Annotated in this window: 13 protein-coding genes, 1 tRNA gene and 1 pseudogene; 4 read left to right on the forward strand and 11 right to left on the reverse strand. The window is 62.9% G+C overall.

The features are described from left to right. Positions 1 to 241 precede the first annotated feature (241 nt). A tRNA-Pro gene (locus VKM35_RS10490) sits at positions 242 to 318 on the forward strand. 132 nt (positions 319 to 450) lie between these two features. Here the strand turns inward: VKM35_RS10490 and VKM35_RS10495 are convergent. The 10 genes and pseudogenes from VKM35_RS10495 to VKM35_RS10540 all read right to left on the reverse strand — a co-directional run bounded on the left by VKM35_RS10495 (position 451) and on the right by VKM35_RS10540 (position 10,428). Beyond that, positions 451 to 1,071, reverse strand: coding sequence for a 3-oxoacid CoA-transferase subunit B (locus VKM35_RS10495; protein ID WP_324320982.1), 621 nt, complete (start codon positions 1,069 to 1,071; stop codon positions 451 to 453). A 96-nt stretch (positions 1,072 to 1,167) separates the two neighbouring features. Further along, positions 1,168 to 1,872: pseudogene (locus tag VKM35_RS10500) on the reverse strand (CoA transferase subunit A); the annotation flags it as partial. 120 nt (positions 1,873 to 1,992) lie between these two features. Next, positions 1,993 to 3,285: an argininosuccinate lyase gene (argH, locus tag VKM35_RS10505; RefSeq protein WP_324320970.1), complete on the reverse strand. Its 1,293-nt coding sequence runs from the start codon at positions 3,283 to 3,285 to the stop codon at positions 1,993 to 1,995. Next, positions 3,282 to 4,226, reverse strand: a complete 945-nt coding sequence (argC, locus tag VKM35_RS10510) for an N-acetyl-gamma-glutamyl-phosphate reductase (RefSeq protein ID WP_324320971.1) — start codon at positions 4,224 to 4,226, stop codon at positions 3,282 to 3,284. Before argC ends, argH begins: the two co-directional genes overlap by 4 nt. Continuing rightward, positions 4,223 to 4,843, reverse strand: coding sequence for a GNAT family N-acetyltransferase (locus VKM35_RS10515; RefSeq protein ID WP_414636627.1), 621 nt, complete (start codon positions 4,841 to 4,843; stop codon positions 4,223 to 4,225). Before VKM35_RS10515 ends, argC begins: the two co-directional genes overlap by 4 nt. Beyond that, a complete protein-coding gene (locus VKM35_RS10520) occupies positions 4,840 to 6,147 on the reverse strand; it encodes an acetylglutamate kinase (RefSeq protein ID WP_324320973.1) in 1,308 nt (435 codons plus the stop codon). The genes VKM35_RS10515 and VKM35_RS10520 overlap by 4 nt, the downstream gene beginning before the upstream one ends. Positions 6,148 to 6,151: 4 nt before the next feature. Beyond that, positions 6,152 to 7,234, reverse strand: a complete 1,083-nt coding sequence (locus tag VKM35_RS10525; protein WP_324320974.1) for an acetylornithine deacetylase — start codon at positions 7,232 to 7,234, stop codon at positions 6,152 to 6,154. Positions 7,235 to 7,327: 93 nt separating this feature from the next. Beyond that, positions 7,328 to 8,563, reverse strand: a complete 1,236-nt coding sequence (locus VKM35_RS10530) for an argininosuccinate synthase (RefSeq protein ID WP_324320975.1) — start codon at positions 8,561 to 8,563, stop codon at positions 7,328 to 7,330. A 57-nt stretch (positions 8,564 to 8,620) separates the two neighbouring features. Next, entirely contained in the window at positions 8,621 to 9,649 is a 1,029-nt protein-coding gene (locus VKM35_RS10535) for an N-acetylornithine carbamoyltransferase (RefSeq protein ID WP_324320976.1), read from the reverse strand. Positions 9,650 to 9,900: 251 nt separating this feature from the next. After that, entirely contained in the window at positions 9,901 to 10,428 is a 528-nt protein-coding gene (locus VKM35_RS10540) for a glycine zipper 2TM domain-containing protein (protein ID WP_324320977.1), read from the reverse strand. A 186-nt stretch (positions 10,429 to 10,614) separates the two neighbouring features. Here VKM35_RS10540 and cysS point away from each other — a divergent pair, with 186 nt between their 5' ends. From cysS to VKM35_RS10555, 3 genes are read left to right on the forward strand one after another with little or no spacing between them, the layout of a single operon-like run. Further along, a complete protein-coding gene (cysS, locus tag VKM35_RS10545; RefSeq protein WP_324320978.1) occupies positions 10,615 to 12,018 on the forward strand; it encodes a cysteine--tRNA ligase in 1,404 nt (467 codons plus the stop codon). Positions 12,019 to 12,040: 22 nt separating this feature from the next. Further along, positions 12,041 to 12,484, forward strand: a complete 444-nt coding sequence (locus VKM35_RS10550; RefSeq protein ID WP_324320979.1) for a SufE family protein — start codon at positions 12,041 to 12,043, stop codon at positions 12,482 to 12,484. Between the two features lie 16 nt (positions 12,485 to 12,500). Then, positions 12,501 to 14,246, forward strand: coding sequence for a DUF885 family protein (locus VKM35_RS10555; RefSeq protein ID WP_324320980.1), 1,746 nt, complete (start codon positions 12,501 to 12,503; stop codon positions 14,244 to 14,246). 98 nt (positions 14,247 to 14,344) lie between these two features. On the opposite strand, the gene VKM35_RS10560 is transcribed toward VKM35_RS10555, so the two are convergent. Beyond that, a partial coding sequence (locus VKM35_RS10560; RefSeq protein ID WP_324320981.1) for an aldehyde dehydrogenase family protein occupies positions 14,345 to 15,335 on the reverse strand: 991 nt, incomplete at its 5' end.

Below are 15,335 nucleotides of genomic sequence, written 5' to 3' on the forward strand. Positions count from 1 at the left end.
CGCCGGGTGGGGTGCGGGGCTTGATCACGACGCAAAACTCCTGGAAATCGCAAGGGCGCAGGCGAACGCGCGGCAGGTCCGAATGACCGCCCGGCCGGATGCTGGGGCTGGGCATGGCCGGCGCGAACGAGCGCAGCGGACAGACCGAGGCGGGCATTTTAGCTGCCAACACCGCATGCCGCGGCAAGGGTCGATCAGGCTTGCCTGATCGGGATCGGGTCATTACAATGCGGGGCTCCCTCGGGGTGTAGCTCAGCCTGGTAGAGCGCTACGTTCGGGACGTAGAAGTCGCAGGTTCAAATCCTGTCTCCCCGACCAAAGATTCAAGCTGTATTCGACGAAACCGACCTAGTGTCGGTTTTTTTCGTGGCCGCCTCGTAACAGCGAGTGATCGGCGCGCAATCCACTCTCGCTGGGCGCGTGCGGCGCACACGCCACAAACTCATTTCGTTACGCGATCGCCACTGCGAAATCGCAACCGGTCTTGGCGCGCACGTCGTCCAGACTCACCCCCGGATGCAGTTCCGTCAGCGTCAGGCCTTTGGCCTTGTCGACCGAGAACACGCACAGGTCGGTGATGATCATGTCGACCACGCCCTTGCCAGTCAGCGGCAACGCGCAATCGCGCAGGATTTTCGGCGCGCCGTCCTTGGCGGTGTGTTCCATCAGCACGACCACGCGGCGCACGCCGCTGACCAGATCCATCGCGCCTCCCGGGCCCTTGACCATCTTGCCCGGCACCATCCAATTGGCCAGGTCGCCGCGTTCGGAAACTTCCAGGCCGCCGAGAATCGACAGATCGATATGACCGCCGCGGATCATCGCGAAGGAATCGGCGCTGGAGAAAAAACTGCTGCCGGGAATCGTGGTGATGGTCTGCTTGCCGGCATTGATCAGATCCGGATCCACCGTCGCCTCGGTCGGAAACGGACCGATGCCCAGCAATCCGTTCTCCGACTGCAGCGTGACGTTGACGCCCGCCGGAATGTAGTTCGCCACCAGCGTCGGAATGCCGATGCCGAGATTCACGCAGTAACCGTCCTTCAATTCCTTCGCGGCGCGCTGCGCCATCAGCAGACGAATCGGGCTTTCCTTGCCGGAAGGCGCGCCGCCAGACAGCGTGCGGAACTCAATGCGTTTTTCGTAGCTCGCGCCCTGCACGATGCGGTCGATATAGATGCCCGGCGTGTGGATCTGATCGGGTTCGAGCTCGCCGACTTCGACCAGCTCCTCGACTTCCGCGATCGTGACCTTGCCGCAGGTCGCGATCATCGGATTGAAATTGCGTGCGGTCTTTCGATAAACGAGATTGCCAAACTTGTCGCCCTTCCAGGCCTTGACGATGGCGACGTCGGCCTTGATCGCCGGCTCCAGTACGTAGTCCTTGCCGTCGAACTGTTTGGTTTCCTTGCCCTCGGCGAGTTTGGTGCCGAAAGCGGTGCGCGTGTAGAAGCCCGGAATGCCGGCACCACCGGCGCGGATGCGTTCGGCCAGCGTGCCCTGCGGCACGAGTTCGAGCTGCAGCTCGCCAGCCAGTACCTGACGCTCGAATTCCTTGTTCTCGCCGACGTACGACGCGATCACCTTCTTGACCTGGCGCGTCTTGAGCAGCGGGCCCATGCCGAAATCATCGACGCCGGCATTGTTTCCGACGATGGTCAGGCCTTTCGTGCCCGCTGCGAGCAAGGCGCCGATCAGGTTTTCCGGAATGCCGCAGAGGCCGAAACCGCCGGCCGCGAGGGTCATGTCATCGAACAGCAGGCCGGCGAGCGCATCGGCAGCGGTCTTGTAAACCTTTTTCACGGCGGGTCCTTTGGCAAATCTGGAAGGATCGTCTTGCGACGGCGGCGAATGGCAACGATCGCCACGCACGCGCAGCGCGGGGATGGAATTATCGCTGAAAGTACCGGCGGCGGCGTAACGACGGCGGCCGACCCTCTGGACGATACCGATGCCGCATGCCGGTACGCCATCGAATGGTTGCCGCCGTATTCAGGCGAGCGCGGCCAATCGCGCCTTCAGCACGTCCAGCTGCAAATTCGCCGCACCACCCGGCGACGTGCGCGCAGCGAGACTCGCCTGCGGATCAGCACCGCAAGCCGGCAATGGCGCTTCCGCCGCTTGCTGATACGCGGCACGGAACGGTACGCCCTGCACCGCGAGCTCGATCGCGCGATCGGTGGCGAACATGCCGACGTCGATCGCCGCGAGCATGGCCTCGCTGCGCCAGGCGAATTTCGCCAGCAGATTCGGCAGCAACGCCAAGGCCGCCAGGCCGTGGCCGAAGCCGTGAATCAACGAACCCTTGCTGTATTGCAGATCGCGGTGATAACCCGATGGCAGCGACAGCAGTTGCTCGACCTCGCAGCGCGCTGCCGCCACCGGCGAATAACTCGCACGCATCAACTCGATCACGTCGGGGTTGCGCTTGTTCGGCATCAGCGAACTGCCGGTGGTGTATTCGGCGGGCAGCGCGACAAAGCCGAATTCCGCACTGGTGAAGATCGACAGGTCCCAGGCGAGGCGGCGCAGGTCGAGCATCGCCGCGCCCAGCGCGTCCAGCGCCGCGATTTCGAATTTTCCGCGCGACAGCTGCGCGTAGATCGGGCTGATCTGCATCCGCGAAAAACCCAACGCCGCAGTCGTGTAGTCACGATCCAGCGGCAGGCTGACGCCGTAACCCGCAGCTGTGCCGAGCGGGTTGGCGTCGATCCAGGCCAACGCCTGACGCGCGCGGGTCGTGTTGTCGATGAAAGCCTCGGCATACGCCGCCAGCCACATCGCCGTCGACGAAACCATCGCGCGCTGCATATGCGTGTAGCCCGGCAGCGGCAGTGCCGGATCGGTTTCGGCGCGACGCAGGCAGACGGCGGCGATATCGCGGCAGAGCGACTGCAGCACGTCGAGGCGATCCTTCAACCACAGACGCGACGCGACCAGCACCTGGTCGTTGCGGCTGCGACCGGTGTGGACCTTGCGACCGGTATCGCCGAGACGCTCGATCAATCGCGCCTCGATCGCCGAGTGTCCATCCTCGTAGCGATCGTCGAGAACGAAGCTGCCGCTTTCGACATCCGCCGCCAGCGCATCGAGCTCGCGCAGCAGCGCCGCGGTTTCATCGGCATCGAGAATGCCGATGCGACCCAGTCCCTCGGCATGCGCGCGGCTGGCGCGGATGTCGTAAGGCAGCAATTCGCGATCGAGCACGACATCGCTGCCAGCCAGAAACTTCATGATCTGCGCATCCACGCGCACACCGGTTTTTTGCCAGAGCAGGTCGCTCATTGCACTATCCCCGTGAGTTCCGGCAGGCCGAAGGCCAGGTTGATGTTCTGCATCGCCTGCGTCGCCGCGCCCTTGAGCAGATTGTCCAGCGTGGCGACAACGACCAGCCGGCGGCCATCTGCGGACAGCGTGAAACCGCCAATCTCGACGTGATGCCTGCCGGCGATGCGGCTTACCCAGGGCGCTTCGTCGAGGACCTGCACCAGCGGCTCGCTGGCGTAGCGCTGCCGATATCGCGCGATCACCGCGTCGCGGGTGAACGGCTGGTTCAGATGCATGTTCACCGTCATCGTGATGCCGCGGAAGTGCGATGCGACGTGCGGCATGAATTCGACCGGGTGCTGAAGCTGGCGGCTGACCTCACGTTCGTGCACATGATCGATCGACGCGTACGGCATCAGGTTGTCGCGCAATTTTTCCGGATCGTTCTTGTCCGAAGGCGATGTGCCCGCGCCCGAATACCCGGAAACGCCGAAACATTGTGCGGGGCCGTCAAGAAGATCGCGCATGGGCGCGATCGCCAATTGCATCGCGGTGGCGTAACAGCCGGGATTGCTGATGCGGCGCTGGCCGGCCGCGCGTGCGCGAGTCAGTTCCGGCAGGCCGTAATACCACTCATCGTCGAAACGATAGTCGGCGGAAAGATCTAGAAGAGCGGTATCCGGCGCGGCCGCGTCGATCGCCGCGGAAAACTCTGCTGCCTTGCCGTTCGGCAACGCCAGCACCAGCGCGTCCGCCCCCGATTTCGCTGCTTCCTGCGGGCCGTACGAAACGTAATCCAGATCGCCGATGTAGCCACTTTCATGATCGGCCAGGCGCTGTCCGACACGTTCGCGCGAGGAAACGAAGGCCAACTCCAACTGCGGATGCGCCGCGACCAGCCGGATCAGTTCGCTGCCGACGTAACCGCGTGCTCCGATCAGGCCGATGCGCAGAGTCATGTCCGCGCTGCCTGTTCGTCAAGCTTGTACTGCAGATGTTTGCGCACCGCCGGCCATTCCGAATCGATGATGGAAAAAACCACGGTATCGCGGCGGGTGCCATCGGGCATGATCATGTGGTTGCGCAGCACGCCGTCCTGCTTCGCGCCGAGGCGAGCTATCGCCGTGCGCGAACGATGATTGAACCAGCTGGTGCGGAACTCGACCGCGATCGCGCCCAACGTTTCGAATGCATGCGTGAGCAGCAGCAATTTCGCTTCGGTATTGAGTGCGGTGCGCTGCACGCGCGCGGCATACCAGGTCCAGCCGATTTCGACGCGGCGGTTGTCGCCATCGATATTTCCGAAGCGCGTGGAGCCGACGACATCGCCCGCGGCATCCTTGACCACAAAGGCCATCGCCTTGCCGATTTCGCGCTGCGCCAGTGCTGTTTCTATGTACGTTTCCGCCTGATCGGGCGCGGGCACCGCCGTGTACCAGAGCTTCCAGATGTCGCCATCGCTCGCTGCCGCGCCCAGCGCTTTTGCATGATCGCGCGCCAAGGGTTCGAGCTGGACGTGTTTCCCCGCCAGACTCACCGGCGTTACCCAATGCGTGTTTGCAGCGCTCATGTTCAGCCCTTCAGCGTGGCCGGGCGCGCCCGGCAGTGATCGACGGCAAAGCGGATATCGTCGAACGATTCCAGCCCGTACCAGAATACATTCCACTTCTCGCCTTTGTGGCAGCCATCGGCCTCGTCGAAGTAGAAATCGTTGATCGCATTGTCGGCGCGCGAACGCCAGAACAATCGCTCCACCTCATGCCGCATCACCTGCCAGGCGGCGCGGCCGAGTCCTTCACCCTGCGCGTCTTCGCTGACGGCGAATTTATCGAGGTGCGGGATGCCTTCTTCCAGCGTGAGGATCAGCGCGGCGCGGTAGTGTTCGCTGTAGTAGATACGGTACGGCTTCGTCGTCTCGAAATAATCGAGCTTGAGCTTGCGACCAAACCCGGACTCGACCAGGGTCTGCAGACGATCGCGATCGACCTGCGACCAGTCGGTCGCGCACAGGATCTTCTCGCCGCGCCGGACCAATGTGCCAGAGCCGCGATGGGTGAAAAGTTCTTTCGCCAGCTCATCGGGTTTGGTGATCGACACCGACGACGACGGCGGCAGCGCCATCAGCAGGTCGTGGATCTGTTCGATCTTCACGCGCATGCCCGAATGCAACCAGTCCTGCTGCATCAGTTCTTCGTATTCGGTACTCAGGTTGATCGAGTCGATCAGGCGGCCGTCGCCATCGAGCAGGCCGCCGGTGCCGGTCAGGAACACGATTTTGTACGGTTGCAATTCCTTGACGAGATCGTTCGCGGCCCAGTCGGCGTTGATGTTGAGGATCTGCCCGCTCGCGGTTTCACCCATCGAAGCGATGACCGGAATCGAGCCGTTCTTGATCGCGGCGTGGATGGCTTCGGTGTGCACGGCATTGACCTTGCCGACCAGACCATATTTCTTTTTGTTGAGGAAGACCGATTCGAATACGCCGCCGATCACCGAGGTGGCGCGCACGCCGTCTTCGACAAGGGCATCGACGAGGCGGCGATTCTGCTGCTGGAACACGCGGCGCACGACGCCGAGGCCTTCCGGCGACGTCACGCGCAGACCATCGGCAAGCTGCTTTTCGATTCCCGCAGCCTGCATTTCCTCGTCGAGTTGCGGGCCGGCGCCGTGCACGACGATCGGGGTGAGCCCGACCTGCTGCAGAAAGCCGAGCGAGCTCACCAGCGCGTCGAGTTCGTCGCGCAGGATCGCGCCGCCAACCTTGACCACGGCGAAGCGCGCCGCATCCAGCTGCGAGAAGCGTTTGAGGTACTGCTGGATCTCCTTGGCGCTGGCCATGTTGGAGAGCAAGCGGACGATGGTGGTGCGGGTATCGTTCATGACGTCAGCCGAAGATGCGTTGATAGGTGTTTGCAACGGCCGCGAGCTGATCGAGTGCGACCCATTCGTCAGCGGTATGCGCCTGCGCGATGTCGCCGGGGCCGTAGACGAGCGTGGTCAGGCCGGCCGCGGAAAACAGCGAGGCCTCGGTCCAGAAATCGACGGCGTTGCCGATCGGCATGGCGAGCGCATCAGCGAGATCGCGTGCTTCGAGGCGGCGGTTCTCCGCATTGGCGACGTCGCCCGATGGCAGCGGTGGGCCGCGGAAGGTTTCCTCGTACTCCGCAAGTGCACCGCTGTCGGCGAAGCCGCGGAAATCTGCATGCAACGCATCGAAATTCTGCGATGGCAGCGGCCGGAAGCCGAAGCGCACCTCCGCCGATGGCGCGATCATATTCGCCTTGATGCCGCCTTCGACGCGGCCGATATTGAAACGCAACCCGGTCATCCCACCGAAGCGAAGATGCGACAGCGCGCCGACATGATCGAGCGCCTTGCCGCCCCAGCGCATCGCCTGGTGCAGTGCACTGAGTTCCATCGCGTTTGCGTTCGATGCGTGCCCCGCCTGCCCCTTGAACAACATGCGAACGGAAACGATGCCGCGATGCGCGAGCACCGCTTCGGCCAGCGTCGGTTCGGCGACGATCACTTCGCGGAAACCATGATCGGTCTTGAGAAAGGCGTCTATGCAGCGCGCGTCGTTGGCCTCCTCGTCGGTACTGAACAGGAAAGCGGCCGGACCACTGCTGTTTTCCGCAGCTGCCAGCAAACACGCCGCAGCACCTTTGATATCGCAGGCGCCCAGGCCGATCGCGCGATCACCCGTCACGCGCAATTTGAGCGGATCGGCCGTCCATGCCGGCGAGCTCGGCACGGTGTCGAGATGCACGTTGAACAACCTCGGTGTCTGCCCACGCACGGCGAGCAGCGACACCGCGCCGGCACCATGGTCGACGACATCGATGCGGAAGCCCGGCAGATTCGCGCGCAGATAGTCGAAGATGCCGCCGGTGCCGATCGCCCGCGGCGGATTGCGCGTATCGAATCCGACAAGCGCATCGAGGTGCTTGAGAGTGTTGTTCAACATGGTGTCCCTTGATGACCTGTAGGAGCGATGGCAATCGCGACTGGGTTCGGTGATGCGGGCGCGGTCGCGATTGCCATCGCTCCTACGTGTGTGTCAGCGATTTACCTCGGCCCACAGCGTGCTGCTCATGCCATACAGACGGATGAAACCTTCTGCTTCCGCGACGCCCCAATCAGCCGACTGTGCGTAGGTCGCGCCCTTGGCGTTGAGGATGTGCGGCGAGGAAACAGCAACGGCCTGCACGCTGCCACCCTGGGTTTCCAGCGTGACTTCGCCGTTGACCTTGCGTTGGCTGGAAGCGAGAAACGCCTCGAGATCGGACTTCAACGGATCGTGATAGAAGCCTTCGTAAACCAGTTCGACCCACTGCTTGGCGACGGCCGGCTTGAAGCGGTTCTGCGCCTTGGTCAATACGGTTTCTTCCAGCGCGCGATGCGCGACGAGCAACGAGATCAGACCCGGTGCTTCGAAAATAATCCGGCCCTTGAGACCAATCGTCGTGTCGCCGGTATACATGCCGCGACCGACGCCGTACTTCGCGAACAGCTGGTTGAGTTTGGCCAGCATCAGATGGCCGGGCATGCGCTCGCCGTCCAATGACACCGCCTCGCCATTCTCGAAAGCGAGCTTCACCTGCAGCGGCTGTATCGGCCATTCGCCACGCGGTGCGCACCAGCCGCGCGCCCCCTCGCCCGGCGCCTGCCAACGGTCGATCTCGCCGCCGGACATGGTCAGGCCGAGCAGGTTTTCGTTGATCGTGTAGGCCTTTTGCTTGGCACGCACGCCGAAGCCGCGGTCTTCGAGATATTTCTGTTCGTAGGCGCGGGTCTGCGTATGTTCTTTCTGGATTTCACGGATCGGCGCGACGATCGTGTAATCGCCGAGCGCCTTCACCGCGAGATCGAAACGCACCTGATCGTTGCCCATGCCGGTGCAACCATGCGCGATGAATTTCGTGCCGAGTTCCTGACAGCGCGCGATCGCCGCTTCGACGATCAGGTAGCGATCCGATACCAGCAACGGATACTGACCCTGATAGCCCTCGCCTGCCCAGACGAAAGGCTTGACGAAACCGGCCCAGATCGCCGGGCCGCCATCGACCGTCACGTGCGAGGCGACACCGAGTTCCGCGGCGCGTTTTTCGATGAAATCGCGCTCCTCGGCATCGACACCACCGGTATCGGCGAACACGGTATGCACCGCATAACCACGCTCCTGCAGATACGGCACGCAGAAGCTGGTGTCGAGGCCGCCGGAGAAAGCGAGGACGATGTCTTTATCGGGAGACGGGAGAGAGGAAACAGGGGACGACACAGCGTTGTTTGACATGGCTAATTGACCTTGATGAATTCGTTTGGCGAGAAGAGCAGCGGAACGAAAGAACTTCTACCTCTCCCGTCTCCCCTCTCCCGTCTCCCGCACCAAGGCCGCCATGATCGCCTTCTGCACATGCAGGCGATTCTCGGCTTCATCGATGGCGATGCAGGCCGGCGAATCCATCACGGCATCGGTGGCCTTGATGTTCCGGCGCAGCGGCAGGCAGTGACTGAACACGCCGCGGTTGGTCAGCGCCATCTTGGCTTCGTCGACGATGAAGTGTTTGTACTGGTCGCGGATGGGTTTTTCTTTTTCCCAGTTGCCGAAATACGGCAGGGCGCCCCAGCTCTTTGCGTAGACGACGTCGGCGCCGGCATAAGCAGAGGCGATGTCGTGGCTGACCCGCAACGAACCGCCGCTTTCGGCGACGTTCTGCGCGGCCCAGCCCATGTAGCGTTCGTCGAGGATGTAATCGGGCGTCGGGCACAGCAGGGTCACGTCCATGCCCATGCGCGTGGCGATGGTCAGCGCGGAATTCGCGACGGCAGTGTTCAGCGCCTTCGGGTGATAGGTCCAGGTCAGCACGTACTTTTTGCCGCGCAAGTCGCTGGTGCCGAACTTTTCCTGCAGCGCGAGGATATGCGCCAGTTCCTGGCAGGGGTGGGTGATCGTTTCGAGGTTGATCACCGGCACCGTCGAATATTTCGCGAAGCCGCGCAGCACCTGGTCTTCGCGATCGAAAGACCAGTCCTGGAATTTCGGGAAGGCGCGCACAGCGATCAGGTCGACGTAGCGCGATAGCACTTTCGCGACTTCGGCGATGTGCTCCTCGGTGTCGCCATCCATCACCGTGCCGAGATTGAATTCGATCGGCCAGGCGTCCTTGCCGGGCTGCAGCACTACAGCATGTCCACCAAGCTGGAATGCACCCAGCTCAAAACTGGTGCGTGTGCGCAACGAGGGATTGAAGAACACCAGGGCGATGCTCTTGCCCTTGAGCTGGTCGCCGGCCTTGCTGCGCTTGAAGGCGGCCGCCTGCGCCAGCAAGGCGTCAAGTTCGGGGCGGGTCCAATCCTGGGTGTTGAGGAAATGCTTCATTTCGAGGGTCCGGTGATGTTCGCGATGATGAATAGAAGAGGGAATTTCGGCGCAAAAAAAAGCCCAGCGCGAGGCTGGGCTTTTCCGGTGTATGTGTGATGACGCCCGGTTACCCAGCTGCAGGATAGGTTTCCGGTCGACGCGCACGCGAAGTCATGCCTGCCGCCATGTAGGCAGAGGTCAGGACGTCAGCGTTGGGCTTGAGGGCGCTCATGGCGCGGAGTATTGCAGCCCGCAGAGGAGTCCGCAACTCAGCGGATCCCCAGCGCGGGGGCATCGGGGGTCACCGAAACCCGGACCCGCAGGCGATTGCCGGGGTCCTGGGGCAGCCGCGACATGTATTTGTCGCCGCGATACTGGTATTCGACATCGTAGCCAGCGAGGCGACGCTCCTCGTGCTCGACCTCGACGACCCGGCAACGTGGCGCCGCCGATGAACCATTGTTCCTGTCGACATGGCGGCCGATGCCACCACCGATCACCGCGCCGGCAACGGTCGCAGCCTTGCGGCCATCGCCTTTTCCGGCCTGGTTGCCGAGGGCACCGCCGACCACGGCACCGATCACCATGCCACCGTTCGAATTACCACCATCGCGCACGGCCTGGCCATCGCAATGTTGTTCCGGCACATGCGTGCGATAGATTTCATAGACGGGCGTCACGCGCAGGACCTGGGCATAGCCGTAGGTCACGTTCTCATCGGGTGATTGCGCAGGCGCCACACCTGGGAGCATCGCCACAAGGACCAGCAGAATGCGATGAGTGGCGATGCGACGCATATCCCTTCCTTTTCCATGAGTAGCACAGGCGCGGCGGTGATCTTCCAGGATGCCGCCCGCGTGTATCGCATTCCCCGATACCCTCGGGTCCTGCGCCTGTGCCGGGGCTGGATTCAAGCATTCTGTCACTGAACCCGAACCTAAGATTTTCGTTAAGGCCCTTGCAAGCCTTGCTAGACTTGCCCGATGGACCTGCATCTCTACAACAACCTGCACCGCCGTCTCGAAGCCTTCGCCCCCCTCGATCCCGCGCGGGTGACGATGTATCTGTGCGGCCCCACTGTCTACAACTACGTGCATATCGGCAACGCCCGCGGGCCGGTGGTGTTCGACGTCCTCGCCAAGCTGCTGCGTCGTCGCTATCCCAAGTTGGTGTTCGCACGCAACATTACCGACGTCGACGACAAGATCAACACAGCCGCCCAGGAACTGGGCGTGCCGATCACCACGATCACCGACAAGTTCACCGCGATCTATCGCGAGGACATGGCGATGCTGGGCATCACCCCGCCCGATGTCGAGCCCCACGCCACCGAGCACATCCCGCAGATCATCGCGATGATCGAGCAGCTCATCGCCCGTGGACATGCCTATGCCGCCGATGGCCACGTGCTGTTCTCGATCGCCAGCTACGGCGATTACGGCAAGCTGTCGCGCCGGCCGATGGACGAAATGATCGCCGGTGCACGCGTGGACGTCGCCCCGTACAAGCGCGATGCCGGTGATTTCGTGCTCTGGAAGCCATCCACGCCCGATCTTCCGGGCTGGGATTCGCCCTGGGGCATCGGCCGTCCGGGCTGGCATATCGAATGCTCGGCGATGGCCGAAGCGCATCTCGGTGAGACCATCGACATCCACGCCGGTGGCAACGACCTGCTGTTCCCCCACCACGAAAACGAAGTCGCGCAGAGCACCTGCGCGCACGGCGGCAAGGTGTTTGCGCGTTTCTGGGTGCACAACGGCATGCTCGACATGGGCGGCACAAAAATGTCGAAATCGCTGGGCAATGTCAGCGTGCTGCATGAATTGCTGGCCAAGCATCCGCCCGAAGCGCTGCGTTTCGCGCTGCTGTCGGCGCATTACCGGCAGCCGCTGGATTGGTCGGATGCGCTGATCGAACAAAGCATCAAGACGCTGGATCGGCTGTATGGAACCTTGCGTGACCTTGCCGATGTTCCGGCGCCGCCCGCCGCTCTGCCGTCGGGTGTCGAGAGCGCGCTCTGCGACGATCTGAATACGCCGGCGGTGCTGGCGGAAATTTCCCGACTTGCCGGCGATGCCCGCGGACTTCGCAACAAGACCGCGCATGCCGACAAGGATTCTGTCGAAAACACCGAGCTCGCCAGGCTGAAATCGGACCTGCTCGCGGCCGGCGAAATCCTCGGCCTGCTGCAGCAAGATCCAGCAGCCTGGTTTTCCCGCGGTAGTGATGCCGGCGACGAAACCCGCATCCAGGCGTTGGTCGACGAACGCAACATCGCCAAGAAAGCCCGCGATTTCGCCCGTGCCGATGCGATCCGCAAACAGCTCGCTGACGAAGGCGTGCTGATCGAGGACACGGCGCAGGGCGTGCGCTGGCGGCGTGGCTGATGTCGCTGCGCCGACAATCCCAATGATTTCCAGCCCCTTCCCCACCGAAGCCACTGCCGCCGATGCACAGCGCGTCATTGCCGAGGAATTCGCGTTTTTCGGCGACTGGTCGGAGCGCTACCAATACCTTATCGATCTCGGCAAGCGCCTGCCGCCGCTACCCGAAGAATGGAAGAACGAAAGCAACCGCCTGCTCGGCTGCCAGTCGATGGTCTGGATCGTGCCCGAGGGCGACGCCGGCAAGCTCGACTTCCACGCGATCAGCGATTCCACCATCGTCTCCGGCCTGATCTATCTCGCGCTGCGGGTTTATTCCGGGCGCAGTGCCGCGGAAATCCTCGCGACCCAGCCCGACTACATCGCTGACATCGGCCTCGCCAAACATCTTTCGCCGACGCGCAGCAATGGCCTGGCGTCGCTGCTGCAATTCATCCAGAACACCGCGCGGCAACATCTGCCCGCCTGACCACCGGAGTCATTCGATGCGCATCGCCCCTCGCCTGCTGACGTTGTGCCTCGGGGCGATGATCGCCTGCACCGCGGCGGCCGAACCACCGATCACGGCGCCTGCATTGGCCGACATGCCGGTCAACAGCCAGCGCCTGGCGCCGGTGCTGCAACGCTTCCTCGCCGACGTCGACAGCGTTGGCCACACCCACGACATCACCGCCGGCCCGCAGCGACAGGCGGCGCTGACAGCGCTGTACAAGAGCTGGCAGTCGCGGCTCGGCGAGTTCGACTACGCCTCGCTCGGGCTCGAGGACAAGATCGACTACGCGCTGTTCAAGCGCGAACTCGCCTATCGCCTGCAACAACTCGATTTCGAACGCGAACGCTATCGCCAGGCGGCGCCGCTGCTGCCGAAAGTCGACACCTTGATCGCACTCGGCGAAGAGCGTCGCGCCCTCCACTATGCCGATGGCCGTGCCAGCGCCGAAGTGCTCAACACCGCGCGCAAGGCGCTGGCCGACCTGCAGGCGAAGATCGAGCACGACGCCAACGCAGCGCCTGTGCACGATCCGATCATCGCCTACCGTGCCGCGCATCTGCTCGACGGCGTGCGCGGCGATCTCAAGGACTGGTACACCTTCTACAACGGCTACGACCCGGAATTCAGCTGGTGGAGCAAGCAGCCTTACGAGGCGCTGGACAAGCAGATGGATTCCTACTCGCACCTGCTGCGCGACAAGCTCGCGGGCGCGGCGAATCCGGAAACCATCATCGGCGACCCGATCGGCCGCGACGCACTGGTCGCGGGCCTACGCCACGAAATGATTCCGTACACGCCCGAGCAGATCATCACGCTGGCCGAGCGTGAATTGAACTGGTGCCAGGGCGAGATGACGAAGACCGCCAAGGAAATGGGTTACGCCGACTGGCACCAGGCCCTGGACAAGATCAAACAGGATGGCCCGGCGCTGGGCGAGCAGCCGAAACTGGTCGTGCGACTGGCCGATGAAGCGATCGACTACGTGACGAAGAACGATCTCGTCACCGTTCCGGAGCTGGCCAAACACGATTGGCGCATGACCATGCTCACGCCCGAGGAACAATTGCAGGCGCCGTTTTTCCTCGGCGGCGAGGATGTCTGGGTCGCGTATCCGAACGAGTCCATGCCGCAGGACAAGCGCGAAATGACATTGCGCGGCAACAATCGCTACTTCTCGCGCGCGGTGGTGCACCACGAACTGATTCCCGGCCATCACCTGCAGTTTTTCTACAACACGCGTTACCAGACGCAGCGACGGATGTTCGAGACACCGTTCTGGATCGAAGGCTGGTCGCTGTATTGGGAAATGCAGCTGTACGATCGCGGCTTCGCGAAAACGCCCGAAGAAAGACTCGGTATGCTGTTCTGGCGTAGCCACCGCGCCGCGCGCATCCTGTTTTCACTGTCTTTCCACATGGGCAAGATGACGCCGCAGCAGGCGATCGACCTGCTGGTCACGCGCGTCGGCCACGAACGCGAGAACGCCGCTGCGGAAGTGCGCCGCAGCTTCGCTGGCGACTACGGACCGCTCTACCAGGCGGCCTACATGCTGGGAGGACTGCAGTTCCGCGCCTTGCATCACGAGCTGGTCGATTCGGGGAAAATGACCGACCGGCAATTCCACGACGCGATCCTGATGGGCGGGCCGATGCCGGTGTCGGTGGTGCGCTCGCGCCTGCTAGGCGAAGCACCGAAAGAGGATTTGCCGGCGGAGTGGAAATTCTACGGCGAGCTGTAGTCGTAGGAACCAGCTTGCTGGCGACAAAGACCCGATGCCTGCAAGCAGGTAGCAGCTGCTTGATCGCCAGCAAGCTGACTCCTACGAAGGCGTTGCGATCAAGGATTCAAATTGATCCAGGTCGCCTTGACCTCGGTGTATTTGTCGAAGGCATGCAGGGATTTGTCGCGGCCGTTGCCCGACTGCTTGTAGCCGCCGAACGGCGCGGTCATGTCGCCGCCATCCCAGTAGTTGACCCAGACACTGCCGGCGCGCAGCTTGCGCGCGACGCGGTGCGCTCGCGACAGGTCATTCGTCCACACGCCGGCGGCCAGGCCATACGGCGAATCGTTGGCGATGCGCAGCGCTTCGTCCTCACTGTCGAAACTGATGACCGACAATACCGGCCCGAAGATTTCCTCACGGGAAATCGTCATCTCGTGCGCGACATCTTCGAAGATCGTCGGCTCGATGTAATAACCGCCACTTTCCGGCATCACGCGCTTGCCGCCCAGCGCGAGTTTCGCGCCTTCGGCGTGGCCCTTGTCGATGTAACCGAGCACGCGCTGCATCTGGCCTTCGTCGACGATCGCGCCCATGCGCGCGCCGGGCTCGAACGGATGTTTCGGCGGCATGCGCTTGCCGGCCTCGACCACCATCGCAAGGAATTCGTCCTTGATCGAATGCTCGACCAGCAGCCGCGACGCGGCCGTGCAGACCTCGCCCTGGTTGTAGAAAATTCCGCTCGCCGCCGCGACCGCCGCCGACTTCAGATCGGGCGCATCGGCGAATACGAGGTTCGGGCTCTTGCCGCCGCATTCCATGTAGGCACGTTTCATGTTCGAGCGACCGGCGCACTCGAGCAGGAACTTGCCGACCGCGGTGGAGCCGGTGAACACCAGTCCGTCGACATCCATATGCATCGCCAGCGGCTCGCCCGCGCCCTTGCCGAAACCGGGTACGACGTTGAACACGCCGGGCGGAATGCCGGCTTCGATCGCCAGCTCGGCCAGGCGGATCGCGGTCAGCGGCGATTTTTCAGAAGGCTTGAGCACCACCGAGTTACCCATCGCCAGCGCCGGCGCGATTTTCCACGCCGCCATCAGCATC

The organism is Arenimonas sp. (assembly GCF_035312645.1).
In the GTDB taxonomy this organism is placed as follows: Bacteria; Pseudomonadota; Gammaproteobacteria; order Xanthomonadales; family Xanthomonadaceae; genus Arenimonas.